The following is an 18,895-nucleotide window of genomic DNA, read 5'->3' on the forward strand; positions in this document are numbered from 1 at the left end:
CCCAATGCGTGCGGAACGGCTCAGCGGAGCCGCGACCGCTCGCATAGTAAGGTAAGCATTGCCTTACTTGATAGACCTTCCCGGGAACCACCGGCGCATGTCACAGCAGCTGAGGTTATGCTCACCTAAGCTGCTGGCCGGGCTGTCCGAGGGTCCGCCAACAGGGCTCCAGAGCACGGAAGATGACCCGGAAGACGACATGGAGACCGGCACGTGGCTTCAGGCAGAAGGCTTCGCACCACGGTGCTGGTGACCCTCGTCGTCGCCCTCCTCGTCCTGCTGTCCCTGCTGTCCGTCGCGCTGGGCGCGCTCAGTGTTCCGCTCGACCAGGTCGTGCGGTCGGTGCTGGGCCATCCGCCGAGCCGGCTGATCGACAACGTCATCTGGTCGGTACGCGTGCCGCGCACCCTGCTGGGCCTGACGACGGGTGCCGCGCTCGGCCTGTCCGGCGCGCTGATGCAGGCCCTGACCCGCAATCCGCTCGCGGACCCGGGGATTCTCGGGGTGAGCGCGGGCGCGTCCTTCGCGATCGTCCTGGCGGTCGGCGTGCTCGGGGCCACCTCGCTGTACGGCTATGTGTGGTTCGCGTTCGGCGGGGCGCTGGTCGCGAGCGTCGTGGTCTTCTTTCTCGGGCGGCTCGGCAGGTCCGGGGCGACGCCGGTCAAACTGGCGCTCGCCGGGGTCGCCGTCACCTCGCTGCTGCAGTCGTTCACCAGCGCCATCGTGCTGACCGACCAGGACGCGCTGGACCGCTACCGCTTCTGGTCGGCCGGCACCCTGGCCGACCAGGACTCCGGCGACCTGGTGCGCATCCTGCCCTTCCTCGCCGTGGGCGCCGTACTGGCGCTGTCCTGCGCGCCCGCCCTCAACAGCATGGCGCTCGGCGACGACGTGGCCGCCTCCCTGGGACGGCGGCTGGGGCTGGTACGACTCCAAGGGGTCACCGCCGTCGTGCTGTTGACCGGCGCGTCCGTCGCCGTCATCGGTCCCGTCGTCTTCCTCGGTCTGGTCGTCCCGCACATCGCCCGGGTCCTGGCCCAGTGGGTCGGCATCGGCCCCGACTACCGGTGGCTGCTGCCGCTGTCCGCCGCGCTCGCACCCGTGCTGCTGCTGTCCGCCGACATCCTGGGCCGGATGGTGGACCGCCCGACCGAGATCCAGGCCGGTGTCCTCGTCGCCTTCCTCGGCGGCCCGTTCTTCATCGTCCTGGTCCGCCGCCGGAAGCTCGCGGAGGTATGAGCGTGTCCGCACCACCAGCCGCCTTCAGCAACCGGCCGTTCCGGCTCACCTTCCCCCCGGTGTCCGGGGTACTGCGTCCACGCCTGCTGCTGACGGGAGTTGGCGTCGGCGTCGGCGCCTTCCTGCTCTTCTGCTGGGGTCTGACCATCGGTGACTATCCCGTGGCGTTCACCGACGTCATCCGGGCACTGTGGGGTTCGGGCGACGCGGGCACGGTCATCGTCGTACAGGATCTGCGGCTGCCGCGCGCGCTGGTCGGGCTGCTGGTCGGCATCGCGTTCGGGGTCTCCGGGGCCGTGTTCCAGACGATGACTCGCAATCCGCTGGCGAGCCCCGACATGATCGGACTCACCGAAGGCGCGGGAACCGCCGTGGTGGCGGCGGTCGTTCTGGGCTGGACCGGTGGACTCGGGCTGTCCACGCTGGGGTTGCTCGGGGCACTGGTGACCGCGCTGCTCGTGTACGCGCTGGCGTGGAAGGGCGGGGCCACCGGCTACCGGATCATCCTGGTCGGCATCGGGGTGTCCTGGATCTGCTCCAGTGCCACCAACTTCCTTGTGGCGCGCGGCAATCGGTTCGAGGCGGAAGCGGCCCTCGGCTGGCTGGTCGGCAACCTCAACGGCCGGACCTGGGGCCAGGTCGACTCCCTGGCCATCGCCCTGGCCGTGCTGCTGCCGGTCACGCTGGGCATGGGCCGCTGGATGCGCACGCTGATGCTCGGCGACGACGTGGCCGCCGGGCTCGGCACCCCCGTCCAAGTCGTGCGGCTGGCACTGCTGTTGGCCGGGGTGGGCCTCGTCGCGTTCGGCACGGCGTCGGCCGGTCCGGTGGCGTTCGTCGCGCTGGCCTGTCCGCAGATCGCCCAGCGGCTGGCGGGCACCTCCTCGCCGCCGCCGCTCGTCTCCGGTCTCACCGGCGCGTTCGTCGTCCTCGGCTCGGATCTCCTCGCCCGCGAGGCGATCCCCGGGACGGAACTGCCGGTCGGTATCGTCACCGGCGCCCTGGGCGCGCCGGTCCTGCTGTGGCTGCTCATCCGCGTCAACCGCGCGGGCTCTGGAGGCTGATCGCATGTCGACCACTGACCCGCGCGCCCCGCGGACGTCCGAATCACCCGCCTCCGGACCCGAGTTGCGGGCACGAGATCTTCATCTCGCCTACGACGGGCGGGCGGTGGTCGAGAATCTGGACCTGACCGTGCCGACCGGCCGGATCACGGCCATCGTCGGGGCCAACGCCTGTGGGAAATCGACCCTGTTGCGGGCGCTCGCCCGACTGCTGGCCCCGCGTCAGGGCGTGGTGGAGCTGGACGGTGTCGCGCTGCGTTCCGTGCCGACCCGTGAACTCGCCCGGAAACTCGGCATCCTGCCCCAGACCCCGGTGGCACCGGAGGGACTGACCGTCCTCGATCTGGTGGGCCGGGGCCGGTCCCCGCACCAGACCTGGTGGCGGCAGTGGTCGGCCGCGGACGAGGAGGCCGTGCACGCGGCCCTTGAGGCGACCAATCTCACCGAGCTGGCCGAGCGTCCGGTCGACGAACTCTCCGGCGGCCAGCGCCAACGCGCCTGGATAGCCATGGCAGTTGCCCAGGACACCCCGGTACTGCTCCTCGACGAGCCGACGACGTATCTCGACCTCGCCCACCAGATCGACGTACTCGACCTGATCACGGACCTCAACCGGCGCGAGGGCCGCACGGTGGTGATGGTCCTGCACGACCTCAACCAGGCCTGCCGGTACGCCGATCACGTCATCGCCATGAAGGCCGGCCGTATCGTCGCCGAGGGCGCGCCCGCCGATGTCGTCACCGAGGCGACCGTCGAGGACGTCTTCGACCTGCGCTGCCGGATCACCCCCGACCCGGTCAGCGGCACCCCGCTGGTGATCCCGCTGGGGCGGCACCACCACGACGGCGACACCTCCCGGGCCGAGGACGCCGTTTCGACCCGGTGAGGCCCCCGTCAACGCGTGACAGGGGCCCGCTCGCTCAGGGTCGGGACGTCAAGTACCCGCCCATCGTGCGGAAGTAGTCGCCGGCCCCGTACTCGGTGCCGTCGTCGGTGCGCACCCGGCGCACCAACAGCCCACGGCCACGCCCGGTGTGGGCCTCGGGGCCGGCCACGATGACCACGCCGTCGCCCTCGCGGATGAAGATCCGGCCCGGGGTGCCGCCGTAGCGTCCCTCCGAGACGGCAGCCGAGACGACCCTGAGCCGTTCGCCGCGGTGGAAGGCGTAGGCGTTCGGGTACGGGTCCGACTGGGCGCGCACGAGGCGCTCCAGGCGTTCCGCGGGCCAGCTCCAGTCGATCCGGCTGTCCTCCGCCGACCGCTTGTGGAAGAAGCTGGCGCGCCCGCGGTCCTGCGGCACCCACTGGCCGGCGTCGCGGCCCGAGGCGATCAGGTCGAGCGACTCGCGCACGATGGGCGAGATGAGGTCGACGGTGCGGTGGAACAGGTCGGTCGCGGTGTCGGTGGGGCCGACCGGGACCGAGCGCTGGATCAGGATGTCCCCGGCGTCGAGTTCGCCGTTCATGCGGTGCGCGGTGACACCGACGCGCGGCTCGTCGTTCAGGAGCGCCCAGATGATCGGGGAGAACCCGGCGTACGACGGCAGCAGCGAGTCGTGGACGTTGAGGGTGCCGTGCGGCGGAAGGTCGAACAGCTCCGGCGGCAGCCAGGTCCGCCAGTTGTTGGCGACGATGATGTCCGGCCGCGCTTCCCGTACGGCGTCGAGGAGTTCGGCGTCGTCGGGGCGGTTGCGCAGCAGGACGGGGACGTCGTGCTTCTCGGCGAGTTCGGCGACGTTGTCGTCCCAGATCTTCTCGTAGGCATGCTCACTCTTCGGGTGGGTGACGACGAGAACGACCTCGTGGTCGGAGTCCAGCAGCGCCTGCAGCGTGCGGTGACCCCAGGTCTGATAGCCGAGCATGACGACCCGCATGACGGTCCTTCCCTTCAACGACTCATTGCAAGGTAAGCCTTACCTTATCTAGCATTGGGTTGCCTGAGGGAGGCGATGCCACGGTGAAGTCACCGCTACTGGATTCCGAAGTGGTCCACGACATACTCGGAATCGGATTCGGTCCGTCAAATCTCGCTCTGTCCATAGCGGTTGAGGAGCACAACAAGAGCCTTCCGGCAGACAGCCGTCTCAACGCCCTGTTCCTGGAGCGCCAGCCGCGGTTCGGCTGGCACCGGGGCATGCTCATCGACGACGCCACGATGCAGGTGTCGTTCCTCAAAGACCTGGTCACGCTGCGGAATCCGACCAGCGACTACAGCTTCCTGTGCTTCCTGCGCGAGCAGGGCAGACTGATCGACTTCCTGAACCAGAAGACCCTCTTCCCGCTGCGCGTGGAGTTCCACGAGTACTTCGAGTGGGCCGCCGAGCGGGTCTCCCACCTCGTCTCCTACGGCAGCGAGGTCGTCGCCGTCGACCCGGTGCGCGGCGACGACGGCGAGGTGGCCTTCTTCGACGTCACCACCGGGGACCCCTCGGGGAACGGCGCGACCGTGACCCGCCGGGCCCGCAACATCAGCGTGGCCATGGGCCTTGAGCCACATGTGCCGCCGGGCCTCGAACTGGGCGAACGCCTCTGGCACAACAGCGAGTTGATCCCCCGCGCGACCGAACTGGCCGACGCGGGGCAGCCGGTGCGACGGGCCGTGGTGCTCGGCGCGGGCCAGAGCGCCGCCGAGGCGGTGGACTATCTGCACCGCACCTTCCCGGACGCCGAGGTGTGCTCGGTGTTCGCCAAGTACGGCTACACCCCGGCCGACGACAGCCCGTTCGCGAACCGCATCTTCGACCCGGAGGCGGTGGACGTCTACTTCTCGGCGCCCTCCGAGGTCAAGCAGTCGCTGCTCGACTACCACCGGTCCACCAACTACTCCGTGGTCGACATGGAGTTGATCGAGGCCCTGTACGCCACCGCGTACCGGGAGAAGGTGGCGGGACGGGAGCGGCTGCGCTTCCTGAACGTCTCGCGGGTCCGCTCCGTGGATGCCGGTGCCGACGGCGGTCTCGATGTCGCCGTGGAGTTCCTGCCCACCGGCGAGAAGCAGGTGCTGGCCGCCGACGTACTGGTGCTCGCGACCGGTTACCGGCCCCGCGACCTGGGTTCACTGCTCGGCGAGGCGGCCAAGCTCTGCCTCCGGGACGACGGGGACGAGATCCGCGTGGGCCGGGACCACCGGGTCGAGACCGTCCCGGAGGTGACCGCCGGCCTCTACCTCCAGGGCGGCACCGAGCACACCCACGGGCTGACCAGCACCCTGCTGTCGACGGTCGCGGTCCGGGCCGAGGAGATCCACCGCTCGGTACAGACGACGAAAGCAGCCGCCTGACACCCCACGACTCCCCGGGCCCGGAGGGTACGGTCCCTTCCGGGCCCGGGGTCTTTGCCTGCGACCGGTCAACTCGCCGTCACATCACCGGTGTTGGGACACCGGCTCGCCGAACACGTCCACAACGCCCCGCACGGTCCGCACCGCTCCACAGGTCGCCGCGATCCAGTCCACGGCCATCCGGTGGTCCTCGTGCGCGCGGTCGGCCACCGCGTCCGCGACGACGAACGGCTCCATGTCCTGCATCCACGCGTCGGCGGCGGTCAGCAGCACCTGCGTCCGTGCGAACACACCGACGATCACTGGCTGGTCGCGCCCCAACTCCGTGAGCCTGCGCCGCAGTCGGGTGCCGGCGAAGGCGCTGAACCGCTTGGCGACCAGCACGCTGTCGCCGACCTGCGGCCTGAGCGCGTCCACGATGTCCCGGGAGTCCTCGCCACCGGGCAGCCGCGGGTGCCCGAAACTGGTCTCGCGCCCGGCCGGTTCACGCTCGGCGGTCTTGAGGGTGTACAGGACGGGGATGCCCGCGGCCCGCGCCGACTCCGCCAACAGGCCCACTCCTGCGATGAGTTGACCGACCGGCGCGGAGGACTCGCGCAGCACGTGCAGAAAGTGGTTCTGAACGTTCAGGACGACGAGGGCGGCGCGGCGCGCGTCGACGGACCAGCCGGTGCGGTCCGGGGGCAGCGCGGCGGGGTCGGGCATGTCGTACGGGATCATGAGTAAGGGCCGTGGGTCCAGCGGCCGTTCGTCATCGTGGCGTGCACCGGCATCGCGCGCAGGGTGTCCGGATCGGCGTCCAGCGGGTCCACGTCCACGACTACCAGGTCCGCCGGGTCCCCGACCCTGATGAGCCTGCGGCCACGCGCCGCGGCGACCAACGCGTCCGGGACGGACAGGCGTTGCTCCGGATGCCAGGCGGGGCGTTCGTCGTCGGTGCGGCTGACCGCCGAGGCAATCGCGAGCCACGGGTCGAGCGGCGAGACCGGGGCGTCCGAGCCGAACTCCAGCCGTGCGCCCGCGGCGAGCAGGTCGCCGTAGGCGAAGGCGCGTTCGGTACGGCCGGCCCAGTGCCGGTCCGCCACGTCACGGTCGTCCGTCGCGTGCCGGGGCTGGACTCCCGCGATCACCCCCAACTCGGCGAATCTCGGGAGGTCTTCGGGGTTCAGCAGCTGCGCGTGCTCGATCCGGCCGCGGCAGCGCACCGCCTCGAAGGCGTCCAGGGCAACGGTGTTGGCGCGGTCGCCGATGGCGTGGACGGCCGGTTCGATGCCGTGGGCGGCGGCGCGCCGCATGAGCCGTACGAGTTCTCCGGGGGCGGTCTCCTCGATGCCGTGGGCGCCGTCCGTGCCCTCAAGGCCCGGGTAGGGGTCGCGGCACAGGGCGGTGCGGGTGTTGAGCGAGCCGTCCGTGAAGAGTTTCAGCGGGCCCACTCCGACCAGGCCGCCGATCTCGTCCCCCGTGCGCAGTCCGCGCTTGATCGCGGCGTCCAGACGACTCGGATACACCGCCGCCAACACCCGTACGGCGGGCCGGAATTGGGCCACGCGGCGTTCCCAGTCCGCGACCGTGTCGCCGAACTGGAAGTCGATGACACCGGTGACCCCGCGTGCGGCGGCGGCCCGGCAGGCCTCCTCGATCCAGCCGTCGAGCACCTCGGCCGGGGTCGCGGGAAGGGCCGCCAGGGCTTCGTGGGCCTCGTGTTCCCTGATCAGTCCGGTGGGGTGGTCGGCTCGGCCGACGAGGGCGAGGCAGGCGGAGTTGAACCACGCGGCATGGAGATCGGCGCTGACCAGGGCGACCGGCCGGTCCGGCAGCACCGCGTCGAGCAGTGCCTTGTGCGGGGCGTCGGGCCACAGGCCGTCGCGGAACCCGTAGCCGTAGAGCACCGTGCCGTCGGCCGCCCCGGCACGCGCCCGGACGAGGTCGGCCACCGCCCGCGCGGAGGCGGTGCCGGCCAGGTCCAGCCGGTGCCGGGCGCTCGCCCATTCCGCGAGGTGGACATGGGCGTCCCACAGGCCGGGCAGCAGCACCCGCCCGTCGAGATCGAGGACCGGTTCACCGCCGGTCCCGGTGTCCGTGTCCCCGCTCGCTTCCGGGACGACGTGGGTGATCCTGCCGTCCGCCACCCGCAGCCGGGCAAGCGGTCCACCGGCGCCGAGCCGGACCCGGGCGAGCGTCCATGCGGGCGCCGGGGCACTTGCGGTGTCTGCCATATGGGACCCCCTAGGTAAAGTTAGCCTTACCTTACCTTCATGTCAGTGCCCGGCCGGGACGAGCTCGGTGAGGGCACCGGTGACAGTGTTCACGACGTCCCCGACCACCGTCACCACCGGCTGCAGGGCATCGACGACCGGCGCGGGCGTGGGAGCGGGGTCCGGCGCGGGCTGCTCGCAGCAGGCGACCTGCACGGCGCGGGGCGCGTTCTGCGGTTGGTCCTGCTGGGGAACATCCGTGGGAGGCGGCTGCGGCACGTCACCACCCTCAGGTGCCGTCGGAGCACCGCCGCGGGGCGCGTCGCCCCTTCCGTCCGTCTTGCCTCCGTCCGTCGGTTCGCCGCCTTCGGCCCCCGCGTCGGCGGCGGATCCGAGCGCCCAGCGCTGCCCGGCGGACCCGTTGCGTCCCGCCAGCACGATCCGCGCCCCCTTCTTCCCGTTCTCGGGAGCGACGGCCAGCCCCTGGCTCCAGCGGAGCAGCAGCTCGCCGCGGACCGTCAGGTCGTAGTACACGTCGCCGGCGTGCACCAGGCACCCGGCCAGCGTGACCGTGCCCTTGTCGGTGTCGGCGGCGAGGCACAGTCCGGGATCGTCGAGGCTGCGCAGCAGACCGTCCTGGTCGTACGACCACTGCTGCGACCCGGCGTCGGAGCACACGGCCAGGGTGACGGCGGCACCGTCGCGCACCCGCCCGCCCGCCACGTCGAGGCACAGCCCGGACGCGAGGGCGCGCAGCACGCCCTGTTGGACGACTCCCGCGCCGACGGCACCGGTGGCCGACTCGTCACCGGCCGACGAGGGCGCCGCGACCGGGCTCTGGTGGGACGAACTGCCGCTGGGCGCACCCCAGGTGGCCTGCGGATCGGGGGTGTCGCCCTGGGTCCAGCCCTTGGAGACGAGCACGGTCGCGAGTAGCGCAAGGGAAGTCAGCCCCACGACCGCGGCCCTGGGGTGCCTGCGCGGAAAGGCGAGGACGCCGTCCGGGGTGGGGCGGTGGCGGCCCATCGGGCGGCGGGCGGCACGGGCGGCGGTCCCGGGCGTCGCGCGGCCGGGCCGTGAGTCGAGATAGCGGCGGGCGCCCCAGCCGAGCACGGTCTCGGCGAGCAGTACTTCGAGGCCGCCGTCGAAATGACTCAACTGCTCCGCCGCGAAACGGCAGTAGCGGCATGTCATGAGATGCCGTTGCACATCGGGCAACAGACTGCCGCCGCGGCGGATCGGGACGTCGAGGAGACGGTTGTAGTAGCGGCATTCCGGCGTCGGCGCGAGTTCATGGTGGGCGCGGACGCAACCTGCCCTGAATTGTTCACGTGCCTGGTCCAGCGCGGCGGTCGCGGTGGCCTCGTCCACACCCAGCAGACCGGCCGGTACGGTTATGGGTTCGGCTTCGACCTCGGTGTGCCACAGCAGGCATTGGGAGCCGCCCGGCAGCTTGCCGAAAGCTCGTTCTGCGAGCTTCCGCCTTTCGGAGGTGCCGGGCCTCGCCGCGCGTAGACCCCGGCCGCCAGTGGGTTTGCGAAGTTCCGGCAACAGCGCGGGAATTCGCTCATCGGCGGCCCACTTCTTCACCGTCTCCCTTACCGCCACAAGGAGTTGGGGCCGCAGGGCGCCACCGGTCACCCGGCTCGCGAGTACCTGATGGAAGGCGGCGCTCGCCACCATGGACGCCGAACTCTCGGCGGTGGCGAGGCAGATGGCCGCATATTCACTTGTCGACTGCCAGTGGCGCGCGAGCAGCAGGGCGACGGAACGAGTGCCCGAGGCCTTGTCACCGAGTTGTGCCATGAGATTGCGGTCCGACTCCCCCGGACTCGATCCGGGGCGAGGCGGGAACGGCGGGCGTGGGGGGGTAGGGGATTGCACGGGACCATTTCCTTCCAAGCCGCAGGACGGCACACGAATGCCCGACCATCGGAAAGCAGGTGCTTGCTTGGTGCATACCTATGACATGTCAGAAACGACCCTGACCATTGCCTTCTCACGACTGGCCTCATGAGGTGGCTCACACTCGCACAAGCGCCTGACAGGAAACAAGGAGTTCGGGTGACCAACGTTCAAAACGCTGTGAATTCAGATTGGTTACCGCCGGTATCCACAGGCGTCTACACGAAATCTCCAACTCTCCCGCGAACTAAGCGGGGCGCACAGGGAACTCCGAGGTTTCTCTCGGGGTGCTCTCATCGCCGTGGGCCACCATGAGCCGCATGATCGCCCCCCACTCCTCAGCCACCACCGCACCCGCCCCCGCCCCCACGGTCCGCAAGGCGGTCGTGCCGGCCGCCGGGCTCGGCACGCGGTTCCTGCCCGCGACGAAGGCGACGCCGAAGGAGATGCTCCCGGTCGTCGACAAGCCCGCGATCCAGTACGTCGTCGAGGAGGCCGCGGCGGCCGGACTCGACGACATCCTGATGGTCACCGGCCGGCACAAGCGCGCCATCGAGGACCACTTCGACCACGCCTTCGAGCTGGAACAGGCCCTGGCCGCCAAGGGCGACACCGTGCGCCTGGACGCCGTACGCGATCCCGCGCGCCTCGCCGACATCCACCACATCCGCCAGGGCGACCCGCTCGGCCTCGGCCACGCGGTGCTCTGCGCCCGCCACCACGTCGGCGACCAGCCGTTCGCCGTCCTCCTCGGCGACGACCTGATCGACCCGCGCGAGACTCTGCTCAGCCAGATGCTGGAGGTCCGCGAACGGTACGCGGGCAGCGTGGTCGCCCTGATGGAAGTCCCGGAGGAGCAGGTCCACCTGTACGGCTGCGCGGCCGTCGAGCCGACCGGCGAGGACGGTGTCGTACGGGTCACCGGCCTGGTCGAGAAGCCGTCCCGCGAGGACGCCCCGAGCCGCTACGCCGTCATCGGCCGCTATGTCCTCGACCCCGCGATCTTCCCCACCCTGGAACGCACCCCGCCCGGCCGCGGCGGCGAGATCCAACTGACCGACGCCCTCCAGGAGTTGGCCGCCGGAGGCACGGTCCACGGAGTCGTCTTCAAGGGCCTGCGCTACGACACCGGCGACAAGGCCGACTATCTGCGCACGGTGGTCCGGCTGGCCTGCGACCGCCCGGACCTGGGACCCGAATTCCTCGCGTGGCTGAAGGAGTTCGTGGCGGGGATGGAGGTCGGCGCGAGCGCCGACGAGCGGCTCGCCGCCTGAACTCCCCACGCACGAGGGCCCGGTCACGCCGTGGGCGTTGACCGGGCCCTCCTGTCAGCGATGCGACGGTCAGCCGTTCGGCCGGAGTGTCCAGGTGACCGTCATCTCCCCCGTCACGGCGCCGTCCTCGCGCTGGATGGCGACGGCGACCGGAAACTCGGGGCGTTCGCCCGCGTCGAGTTCGGCGACGACGTCGGCGACGGGGCGACCGAGGGTCGCGGTGGCCCGGACCGGGCCGAGGGCGATCTTCTTGAACGCGATCTCGGCGTTGACCGGGAGCGGCACGGCCCGCGAGAGCTGGTCGCCGAAGGCGGCGAGGACGATCGCGCCACTGGCGGACTCACCGAGGGTGAACATGGCACCGGCGTGCGGCCCGCCGACGTGGTTGCGGTACTCGCTCTGGTCCGGCAGGGCCAGCACGGCCCGCTCGGGACTGGTCTCCAGGTACTCCAGGTTCAGCGTGCGAACCATCGGCACCGTGGCGGCGAGCAACTCGCCGATGGACATCTGATCTGCGCTCATGGACAGCATGTTACCCATGGGTAGCCAAGTCGGACCAGACCTGTGCGCCGGCAAACACCGTCCGGCCCCCGGTTGGTACGACCCTGACAAGGGCCGGTGACCCAACCGTGTCCCGTGCCGCACTAGGGTTACTGCCCATGTGGCCAGGACAGCAGCCGCCCGGGGGCGAGCAGAACCCGCAACAGAACCCGTACCAGCAGCCGGGGTACCAACAGCCGAATCCGTATCAGCAGCCCGGCTACCAGCAGCCCAACCCCTATGGGCAGCAACCGCAGTGGGGCGCTCCGGGCCCCGCCGGCGGACCGCAGCCGCCGCAGGGCGGGGGCGGCGGAAACCGGACGAAGCTGGTCGCGATCGTCGCCGCCACGGCCGTCGTCGTGGCCGCCGGGGTGACTGGATTCCTGGTCCTGGGCGGGAACAAGGACGACAAGGCGGACGGCGGCAAGGACACGTCGAGCCAGTCGCCCTCGGCCTCCGCGGACCCGAGTGCCTCCTCCTCCGGTTCCGACGACAACCCGCGCGGCACCGAGACCGAGCAGCCGACCATCGCGGGCTGGAAGGTCGTCGTCAACCAGAAGTACGGCACCGCCTTCGACGTCCCCGCCGACTGGGAGGTGGGCACGCCGGGCACCTTCACCTTCTTCGAGGACGAGCAGAAGGGCGACGGCTCCCCGTACATCGGCTTCTCCGCGCCCGCCTATCTGAAGCAGAACTGGTGCGAGTCCGACGACGACAAGGACGGCACCAAGGAGACCTCGTCGCTGGCGTCCAGCGGCACCAAGGGCGAGGACGGTGCGAAGGACACCGCGAGCACCGCGCGCGGTGACGCCGCCGCGTTCGCCTTCGGTGGGTACACGGACCAGAAGGACTCCTCCAAGAAGTACCTGAAGATCGGCGCGGCGAAGTCGTACACGACGAAGTCCGGTGTCGCAGGCAGCGTCGCCACCTCCTACACGACCGGCGTGCCGAAGAGCGGCAAGTGCTCCTCGGACGGCAAGGCGACCACGTTCGCCTTCAAGAACTCGGCGGGCGACTTCGTCTCCTGGACCCTCTACGGCGCCAAGGGCGTCAGCGAGGAGATCCCCGACGCGACGATCCAGAAGATCCTCAGCACCGTACGGCTGCACGGCGACCCGACGGGCAGCGTCAGCTGACGCCGTGACGGGTTGGCCGGATTCTGGCAGCAAATGGTTTGGCAGGCCGTGGCGCGGGCGGCGATAGTCGGCCGGTGAACGACACCGCCGCCCTCCGTCACCCGCACCGTCCCGACTGGGCGGGCCGCAACTACACCCTGCTGACCACCGCCGCGGTGGCGACCGGGCTCGGTGGGAGCGGTGCGCTGATCGCCGCCGCGTTCGCGGTGCTGGACGCGGGCGGCGACAGCGGTGACGTGGGACTGGTGGCCGCCTCGCGCACGCTGCCGCTGGTGGTGTTCCTGCTGATCAGCGGCGCGCTCGCGGACCGGGTGCCCCGGCACCGGGTGATGGTCGCGGCCAACGCCCTCAGCTGTGTCTCGCAGGCGGCCTTCGCGGTACTGGTCCTCGCCGGCGAGCCCCGGCTGTGGCAGATGATGCTGCTGACCGCGCTCGGCGGCACCGGCCAGGCGTTCTTCGGTCCGGCGGCCGAGGGCATGCTGATGTCCACGGTGAGCGGGGAGCAGGCGGGCCGGGCGTTCGCGGTGTTCCGGATGGCGATGCAGGGCGCCTCCCTGGGCGGCGCGGCCCTCGGCGGCGCGCTGGTCGCGGTGGTCGGCCCGGGCTGGGTACTCGCCCTCGACGCGGCGATGTTCGCGGTCGCCGGGACGCTGCGCTCCTTCCTCGACGTGAGCCACATCCCGCCGCGCGCACCGGGTGGCGGGATGCTGGCCGATCTCCGGGACGGCTGGCGGGAGTTCATCGGCAGGCCCTGGCTGTGGTCCATCGTCCTGGCGTTCTCCATCGCCAACGCGGTGGTCGGCGCGGCCGACGGCGTCTACGGCCCGCTCGTCGCCCGGGACAGTCTCGGCGGCGCGGGCCCCTGGGGCCTGGCCCTGGCCGCGTTCGGCGCGGGCACGGTCGGCGGCGCCCTGCTGATGACCCGCTGGAAACCCCGCAGACTGCTCCTCGCGGGCATGCTCTGCATCTTCCCCCTGGCGCTGCCGTCCGCCGCGCTCGCGATACCGGTGCCGGTCGGTGTCCTGTGCGTGGTGATGTTCGTCGCCGGAGCCACCGTCGAGGTGTTCGGGGTGTCGTGGATGACGGCGCTGCACCAGGAGATCCCGGAGGAGAAACTCTCCCGGATCGCGGCGTACGACTGGCTGGGCTCGATCGCGCTGATGCCGGTCGCCGCCGCGGCGGCGGGCCCCGCGGAGTCGGCGTTCGGCCGGACGGCGGCCCTGTGGGGGTGCACGGCCCTGGTCGCCCTGGTCACGGCGGGAGCCCTGTGCGTACCGGAGGTACGGAACCTGCGGCGGCGCACCGGACCGCCCGCCCACGAGGAACCGGGGGCCGCGAACGGCTCAGCCGATCCCGAACGCTCCGTCGGGGGGCTCGGGTGACGGTACGGCGTCCTCATCCCGGACGGGTCGCGCGCCGCCGATGAACTCCCGTACCGCTAGCCCGTGTTCGAGCCGCGCGGGGAAGGCGTCCGAGGCCACGAGCCGGGTCAGGGCCACCGTGTCGAGAGGCCGGTGGGAGGCGACGAGCACCGCGTTGCCGAACCGGCGTCCGCGCAGCACAGCCGGCTCCGCGATCAGCGCCAGCTCCCCGAACACCGCGCCGAACGTGGCGAGTTGGGCGCGCAGGAACGCGAAGGGGGTGGAGTCCGCGAGGTTGGCGAGGTAGTACCCCTCGGCCCGCAGCACGCGCTCGGCCTCGCGGGCGTACGCCACGGAGGTCAGGTGCGCCGGGACCCGCGTCCCGCCGAACACGTCCGCGACCACCACGTCCGCCGAACCGTCCGGCGCCGCCTCCAGCCATGCCCGGGCGTCGGCGCCGTGCACGGTGACACCGGCACCGTCCGGCACTGGCAGATACTCGGCGACCAGCTTCAGCAGCCCCCGGTCGGCCTCCACGACGTCCTGCCGCGAACCCGGCCGGGTCGCCGCCAGGTACCGGGGCAGCGTGAGCGCCCCACCGCCCAGATGCACCACGTCCAGCGGGCGCCCCGGCTCCGCGACGATGTCCAGCACATGCCCCAGCCGCCGCGCGTACTCGAACTCCAGATGCGTCGGCGCGTCCAGGTCCACATACGACTGCGGCGCCCCGTCCACGGTCAGCAGCCAGGCCCGCGCCCGGTCCACGTCGGGCATCAGCTTGGCGGTCCCGTGATCAACGTCCCGGGTCACGGGTATGGGCTCGTTCACGGGTCCATTGTGCCGGGGTGGAGCGAGGGGGTGCTGTCGTACGGGCCCGTCAGACCCCCCACACCTCCCCCACCTCAGCCACGTGCGCCGCCGCCTGTTCCCGCCCCGCGCGAGCGGCCGGCGCCCGTACCGCCGGGTCGAGCGGGTTGCGGCCGTACGCCTGCTTCGCCTCCGGGGACGGATGAACGACAACCGCGCGGGCCCCCTGTTCCACGAGCCGCCGCGTCTGGTCCGCGGCCGAGGCCAGCGGGCCGCCGCCCACGGCCATCGGGGCGAGGACGACGACCCGGTCGTAGCCCTCGGCGAGATGGGCGTTGGCGGACGAGTGGATACCGCCGTCCATCCAGACCCTGCCCTCGATCGAGACCGGGGGCCACACACCGGGAACCGCGCAACTCGCGGCGACCGCGTCGGCGAGGGCCGTCCCGCTGTCCTTGTCGAAGACCCGCAGCTCTCCGGTCGCGGTGTCCACGGCGGTGAGGCGCAGGGCACGATCGGGCCACTCCGGCGAGACGAGCCTGCTCTCTATCGCGGCGCGCCGGGCCGCCGCGTCGGGTGTCCTGGCGGCGAGTGCCAAACGGCCGATCCTCCGGCCGTACGCCTCGGGAGTGCGCGAGGTCAGGGTCGTCAGCACGTAGCGGAACAGCAGGCCGAGGCCGAGTCGGCCCGGCATCTCGCCCTCGGGGGCCGCGAGTTGGCGCTCGTAGAGTTCCTTGAGCGTGCCCGCCGTCAGTTGCGCGCCGACGGCCGAACCGGCCGACGTACCGATCACGACATCGGCGTCGCCGAGATCCACGCCCGCCTCGCCCAGCCCGTACAGCATCCCGGCCATCCAGCCGATACCGCTGATGCCCCCGCCGCCCAGCACAAGTGCCTTGCCCGCCATGGTGCCCCCACCTCTCCATCACTCGCCACGACTGCTTCCGCGATCAAGTCTTGCGCACGGCACTGACAATGGCCGTCGCGGGTCGCCCGCCTGACACTGGCGGGACCACCCCGCCTCGAAAGCGCGAAGGTGCCCGCCCCCGCAGGGACGGGCACCTCGCTCGTTCAGCCGACCTCCGTCACCGTGCCCGCGCCGACCGTCCGTCCGCCCTCACGGATCGCGAAGCCGAGCCCCGGCTCCAGCGGGACCTCACGGCCCAGCTCGACCGCCATCGTGACGGTGTCCCCCGGCCTCGCGATCGCCGTCTCACCGAGGTCGATGTCGCCGACGACGTCGGCGGTGCGGATGTAGAACTGCGGCCGGTAACCGGTCGACACCGCGGTAGTACGGCCGCCCTCGCGGGCCGACAGGACGTACACCCGCGCCGAGAAGCGGCGGCTGGGCACGACGCTGCCGGGCGCCGCGACGATGTGCCCGCGACGGACCGCGTCCCGCGGCACCCCACGCAGCAGCAGCGCCACGTTGTCACCGGCCTGCGCCTCCGCCATGGGCTTGCCGAAGGTCTCCAGGCCGGTGACCACCGTCTCGACGGCGGCCCCGAGCACTTCGATCCGGTCGCCCACCCGGACCGTGCCGCGCTCGATCGCGCCCGTGACCACCGTGCCGCGTCCGGTGATGGTGAGCACGTTCTCGACCGGCAACAGGAACGGCGCGTCCAGGTAACGCTCGGGCATGGGCACATACGTGTCCACGGCGTCGAGCAGCGCGTCGATCGACGCCGTCCAACGGGGGTCTCCCTCAAGGGCCTTGAGGCCGGACACCCGTACGACGGGTACGGAGTCGCCGCCGTAGCCGTTCGCGGTGAGCAGTTCGCGGACCTCCAGCTCCACGAGGTCGGTGAGCTCCTCGTCGCCCGCGTCGGCCTTGTTGAGCGCGACCACGATGTGGTCGACGCCCACCTGCCGGGCGAGCAGCACGTGTTCGGCGGTCTGCGGCATGATCCCGTCGAGCGCGGAGACGACGAGGATCGCCCCGTCGAGCTGCGCGGCTCCGGTGACCATGTTCTTGACGTAGTCGGCGTGGCCCGGCATGTCCACGTGCGCGTAGTGCCGGGTGTCGGTCTCGTACTCGACGTGCGCGATGTTGATGGTGATGCCGCGCGCGGCCTCCTCCGGCGCCCGGTCGATCCGGTCGAACGGTACGAAGGCGGACGCGCCGCGCTCGGCGAGGACCTTGGTGATGGCGGCGGTCAGGGTGGTCTTGCCGTGGTCGACATGGCCCATCGTGCCGATGTTGAGATGCGGTTTCGTGCGGACGTATGCCGTCTTGGACATGGCGGTACCTCGAAGCCTGGTGAGTGAAGTGCGGGGACCCCGAGGACTCGCCGACCCTCCCCCTGCGGGGTCCGCCGGACGATCCGGAGAGGGTCAGCTTCGGGCGCCGTCGACTGCGGCAGCTAGAACAGGAACGAGTGCGGGAACGGCAGCCTTCGGGGCATCCGCGACCGCGGATGCTGCGAGGTGGAAGGCGTACCGGAACATGACGCCGATCATTGCCGACGCTTTGCCCCACGTCGAACGATTTATCAGTACCCGGACTTCAGAAGGGACTTCAGGCCCTGATGTTCTTCAGGCCCCGATGTTCTTCAGGAGCCGATGTTCTTCAGGGCCTCGCGCACCGACAGCGGCGCGAACCTCCCCTTCTCCCTCGCCAAGAAGCCCCGTACCGCCTCCGGGTCCGTCTTCGCGTACTCGCGCAGGCACCAGCCGATGGCCTTGCGGATGAAGAAATCGGGGTGCCCGGACTGGCGCAGGCAGTACGCGAAGAGGCGTTCGGTGTCGGTGCGCTCCTTGTATCGCAGCTGGTGAAGCAGGGCCGTACGGGCGACCCACAGGTCGTCGTCGACGATCCACGCGTCCATGTCGGCCGTCAGCTTGGGATCGGCGGCGACCAGGCCTCCCACTACGTGGGAGGCGAGTGCGTCGACGGTGTCCCACCAGGGGACCGTGGAGACGAGATGCCGGGCGACGGGCAGGAAGCCGGACGTGCAGTGCCTCACATGGCGACGCAGATAGTCCACCGCGAAGTACTGGTACTCGCGCTCGGGCAGTTCCCAGCAGCGCAGGGCGATCGCGGTGCAGTCGGTCTCGTCGGGGCGGGGCGTGCCCTCCAGGACCGTGCGGGACAAAGCCCTGCGTACGGGCGTGGTCAGACCGAGGAAGGGCGCGATGTCCTTCATATAGGCCCGCATCGGAACGGCCCGTTCCGCGTCGGTCGCGGCGGCGTACGTGGCGGTGAGCCGCTCCAGCACGGTGTCGGCGAGAACACTGCCCGGCACCTTCGGGGTGCCCGCACCTGTGACGCTCATGAGACGAACCATACGGCGATCACATACACAGGTCGGTTAGGGTCGCCGACATGCTCGCCGATGCCACCACCCGCTCTGGGGGCACCGCCACGGCCACGTCCGTCGTCCCCGTCGCGCCGCTGCTGCCCGTCGCCCCGACCGGCTTCACCGCGCGCTGCACGAGAGCCCTGCTCTCACCGTGGTCCCGGCTGTCGCTGCTGCTCGTCCTGCTCGCCGGGGCGGCTTCGACCGTGCTGCTCTTCCACCCGCAGCGCCTCCTCTCCGACGGCTGGCCGCCCCAACTCACCGGCGCCATGGCGGCGTTGGTGTTCGCCGCTGCCTACGGCCTGTGCAGCGTGGCCTTCGTACCGCGCCCGTTGCTCAACCTCGCGGCGGGCGCGCTCTTCGGCTCCCAGCTGGGCACCGCCTCGGCGCTGGCGGGCACGGTGCTCGGGGCCGGGATCTCCTTCGGGCTCGGCCGCCTGCTGGGCCAGGACGCGCTGCGCCCGCTGCTGCGCGGCCGGTGGCTCAAGGCGGCGGACGGGCAGCTCAGCAGGCACGGCTTCCGTTCGATGATGGCGGCCCGGCTCTTCCCGGGACTGCCGTTCTGGGGCGTGAACTACTGCGCCGCCGTCTCCCGCATGCGCTGGATGCCGTTCCTGCTCGCGACGGCACTCGGATCGCTCCCGAACACCGCCGCGTACGTCGTCGCCGGTGCCCGCGCGTCCAGCCCCACGTCTCCGGCCTTCCTGATCGCCATGGCCTGCATCGCCCTGCCGGCCCTCGGCGGCGCGGTGGTGGCCTGGCGCAAGCGCCACCACCTGCGCGCCCGGTGACAGG

General features: G+C 71.2%; 17 protein-coding genes. 8 read left to right on the forward strand and 9 right to left on the reverse strand.

Features of this window, described 5'->3' with window-relative positions; genetic code table 11:
* Positions 1-213 precede the first annotated feature (213 nt).
* The 3 genes from ACIBJH_RS29020 to ACIBJH_RS29030 are packed head-to-tail and all read left to right on the forward strand — an operon-like array spanning position 214 to position 3,189.
* The gene (locus ACIBJH_RS29020; RefSeq protein WP_174479416.1) at positions 214-1,239 is read left to right on the forward strand and encodes an iron ABC transporter permease; all 1,026 of its coding nucleotides are present in this window, start codon (positions 214-216) and stop codon (positions 1,237-1,239) included.
* Complete coding sequence (locus ACIBJH_RS29025) at positions 1,236-2,303, forward strand: FecCD family ABC transporter permease (protein ID WP_399119817.1); 1,068 nt, start codon at positions 1,236-1,238, stop codon at positions 2,301-2,303. The genes ACIBJH_RS29020 and ACIBJH_RS29025 overlap by 4 nt, the downstream gene beginning before the upstream one ends.
* Before the next feature lie 4 nt (positions 2,304-2,307).
* Complete coding sequence (locus tag ACIBJH_RS29030; protein ID WP_399119818.1) at positions 2,308-3,189, forward strand: ABC transporter ATP-binding protein; 882 nt, start codon at positions 2,308-2,310, stop codon at positions 3,187-3,189.
* A gap of 34 nt (positions 3,190-3,223) precedes the next feature.
* Here ACIBJH_RS29030 and ACIBJH_RS29035 read toward each other — a convergent pair whose 3' ends face one another.
* Entirely contained in the window at positions 3,224-4,177 is a 954-nt protein-coding gene (locus ACIBJH_RS29035; protein WP_399119819.1) for a methionyl-tRNA formyltransferase, read from the reverse strand.
* 110 nt (positions 4,178-4,287) lie between these two features.
* On the opposite strand from ACIBJH_RS29035, the gene ACIBJH_RS29040 reads away from it, so the two are divergent.
* A complete protein-coding gene (locus tag ACIBJH_RS29040) occupies positions 4,288-5,583 on the forward strand; it encodes a lysine N(6)-hydroxylase/L-ornithine N(5)-oxygenase family protein (RefSeq protein WP_399119820.1) in 1,296 nt (431 codons plus the stop codon).
* An 84-nt stretch (positions 5,584-5,667) separates the two neighbouring features.
* On the opposite strand, the gene ACIBJH_RS29045 is transcribed toward ACIBJH_RS29040, so the two are convergent.
* The 3 genes from ACIBJH_RS29045 to ACIBJH_RS29055 are packed head-to-tail and all read right to left on the reverse strand — an operon-like array spanning position 5,668 to position 9,584.
* Entirely contained in the window at positions 5,668-6,288 is a 621-nt protein-coding gene (locus ACIBJH_RS29045) for an isochorismatase family protein (RefSeq protein WP_399119821.1), read from the reverse strand.
* Between the two features lie 11 nt (positions 6,289-6,299).
* Entirely contained in the window at positions 6,300-7,799 is a 1,500-nt protein-coding gene (locus tag ACIBJH_RS29050) for an amidohydrolase (RefSeq protein WP_399119822.1), read from the reverse strand.
* A gap of 42 nt (positions 7,800-7,841) precedes the next feature.
* On the reverse strand, positions 7,842-9,584 hold the full coding sequence (locus ACIBJH_RS29055) for an RICIN domain-containing protein (RefSeq protein ID WP_399119823.1): 1,743 nt from the start codon (positions 9,582-9,584) through the stop codon (positions 7,842-7,844).
* Between the two features lie 419 nt (positions 9,585-10,003).
* On the opposite strand from ACIBJH_RS29055, the gene galU reads away from it, so the two are divergent.
* Positions 10,004-10,957 carry a UTP--glucose-1-phosphate uridylyltransferase GalU gene (gene galU / locus ACIBJH_RS29060; protein ID WP_399119824.1) on the forward strand — a complete coding sequence of 318 codons (954 nt, stop codon included), beginning with the start codon at positions 10,004-10,006 and terminating at the stop codon, positions 10,955-10,957.
* Positions 10,958-11,026: 69 nt separating this feature from the next.
* Here galU and ACIBJH_RS29065 read toward each other — a convergent pair whose 3' ends face one another.
* Positions 11,027-11,464, reverse strand: coding sequence for a DUF4442 domain-containing protein (locus ACIBJH_RS29065; protein ID WP_399119905.1), 438 nt, complete (start codon positions 11,462-11,464; stop codon positions 11,027-11,029).
* Positions 11,465-11,616: 152 nt separating this feature from the next.
* Between ACIBJH_RS29065 and ACIBJH_RS29070 the strand changes: the two genes are divergently transcribed.
* Both ACIBJH_RS29070 and ACIBJH_RS29075 read left to right on the forward strand, forming a co-directional pair.
* On the forward strand, positions 11,617-12,633 hold the full coding sequence (locus tag ACIBJH_RS29070) for a hypothetical protein (RefSeq protein ID WP_399119825.1): 1,017 nt from the start codon (positions 11,617-11,619) through the stop codon (positions 12,631-12,633).
* A 74-nt stretch (positions 12,634-12,707) separates the two neighbouring features.
* Entirely contained in the window at positions 12,708-14,015 is a 1,308-nt protein-coding gene (locus ACIBJH_RS29075; protein ID WP_399119826.1) for an MFS transporter, read from the forward strand.
* Here the strand turns inward: ACIBJH_RS29075 and ACIBJH_RS29080 are convergent.
* From ACIBJH_RS29080 to ACIBJH_RS29095, 4 genes are all read right to left on the reverse strand, one after another.
* Positions 13,977-14,822: a spermidine synthase gene (locus tag ACIBJH_RS29080; protein ID WP_399119827.1), complete on the reverse strand. Its 846-nt coding sequence runs from the start codon at positions 14,820-14,822 to the stop codon at positions 13,977-13,979. The genes ACIBJH_RS29075 and ACIBJH_RS29080 overlap by 39 nt on opposite strands.
* A 49-nt stretch (positions 14,823-14,871) precedes the next feature.
* The gene (locus ACIBJH_RS29085; protein WP_399119828.1) at positions 14,872-15,708 is read right to left on the reverse strand and encodes a patatin-like phospholipase family protein; all 837 of its coding nucleotides are present in this window, start codon (positions 15,706-15,708) and stop codon (positions 14,872-14,874) included.
* Between the two features lie 164 nt (positions 15,709-15,872).
* The gene (gene tuf, locus ACIBJH_RS29090) at positions 15,873-17,042 is read right to left on the reverse strand and encodes an elongation factor Tu (protein ID WP_399119829.1); all 1,170 of its coding nucleotides are present in this window, start codon (positions 17,040-17,042) and stop codon (positions 15,873-15,875) included.
* Between the two features lie 311 nt (positions 17,043-17,353).
* Positions 17,354-18,076, reverse strand: coding sequence for a DNA alkylation repair protein (locus ACIBJH_RS29095; protein ID WP_399119830.1), 723 nt, complete (start codon positions 18,074-18,076; stop codon positions 17,354-17,356).
* A 50-nt stretch (positions 18,077-18,126) separates the two neighbouring features.
* Here ACIBJH_RS29095 and ACIBJH_RS29100 point away from each other — a divergent pair, with 50 nt between their 5' ends.
* Entirely contained in the window at positions 18,127-18,891 is a 765-nt protein-coding gene (locus tag ACIBJH_RS29100) for a TVP38/TMEM64 family protein (protein WP_399119831.1), read from the forward strand.
* Positions 18,892-18,895 lie beyond the last annotated feature (4 nt).

Source organism: Streptomyces sp. NPDC050548 (assembly GCF_044457385.1).
GTDB lineage: Bacteria > Actinomycetota > Actinomycetes > Streptomycetales > Streptomycetaceae > Streptomyces.

Coding starts and splice junctions, on each gene's coding strand:
- ACIBJH_RS29025 (WP_399119817.1), top strand. CDS start 1,236: ATGAGCGTGTCCGCACCACCAGCCGCCTTCAGCAACCGGCCGTTCCGG.
- ACIBJH_RS29030 (WP_399119818.1), top strand. CDS start 2,308: ATGTCGACCACTGACCCGCGCGCCCCGCGGACGTCCGAATCACCCGCC.
- ACIBJH_RS29035 (WP_399119819.1), bottom strand. CDS start 4,177: ATGCGGGTCGTCATGCTCGGCTATCAGACCTGGGGTCACCGCACGCTG.
- ACIBJH_RS29045 (WP_399119821.1), bottom strand. CDS start 6,288: ATGCCCGACCCCGCCGCGCTGCCCCCGGACCGCACCGGCTGGTCCGTC.
- ACIBJH_RS29050 (WP_399119822.1), bottom strand. CDS start 7,799: ATGGCAGACACCGCAAGTGCCCCGGCGCCCGCATGGACGCTCGCCCGG.
- ACIBJH_RS29055 (WP_399119823.1), bottom strand. CDS start 9,584: ATGGCACAACTCGGTGACAAGGCCTCGGGCACTCGTTCCGTCGCCCTG.
- galU (WP_399119824.1), top strand. CDS start 10,004: ATGATCGCCCCCCACTCCTCAGCCACCACCGCACCCGCCCCCGCCCCC.
- ACIBJH_RS29065 (WP_399119905.1), bottom strand. CDS start 11,464: ATGTCCATCGGCGAGTTGCTCGCCGCCACGGTGCCGATGGTTCGCACG.
- ACIBJH_RS29070 (WP_399119825.1), top strand. CDS start 11,617: ATGTGGCCAGGACAGCAGCCGCCCGGGGGCGAGCAGAACCCGCAACAG.
- ACIBJH_RS29085 (WP_399119828.1), bottom strand. CDS start 15,708: ATGGCGGGCAAGGCACTTGTGCTGGGCGGCGGGGGCATCAGCGGTATC.
- tuf (WP_399119829.1), bottom strand. CDS start 17,042: ATGTCCAAGACGGCATACGTCCGCACGAAACCGCATCTCAACATCGGC.
- ACIBJH_RS29095 (WP_399119830.1), bottom strand. CDS start 18,076: ATGAGCGTCACAGGTGCGGGCACCCCGAAGGTGCCGGGCAGTGTTCTC.
- ACIBJH_RS29100 (WP_399119831.1), top strand. CDS start 18,127: ATGCTCGCCGATGCCACCACCCGCTCTGGGGGCACCGCCACGGCCACG.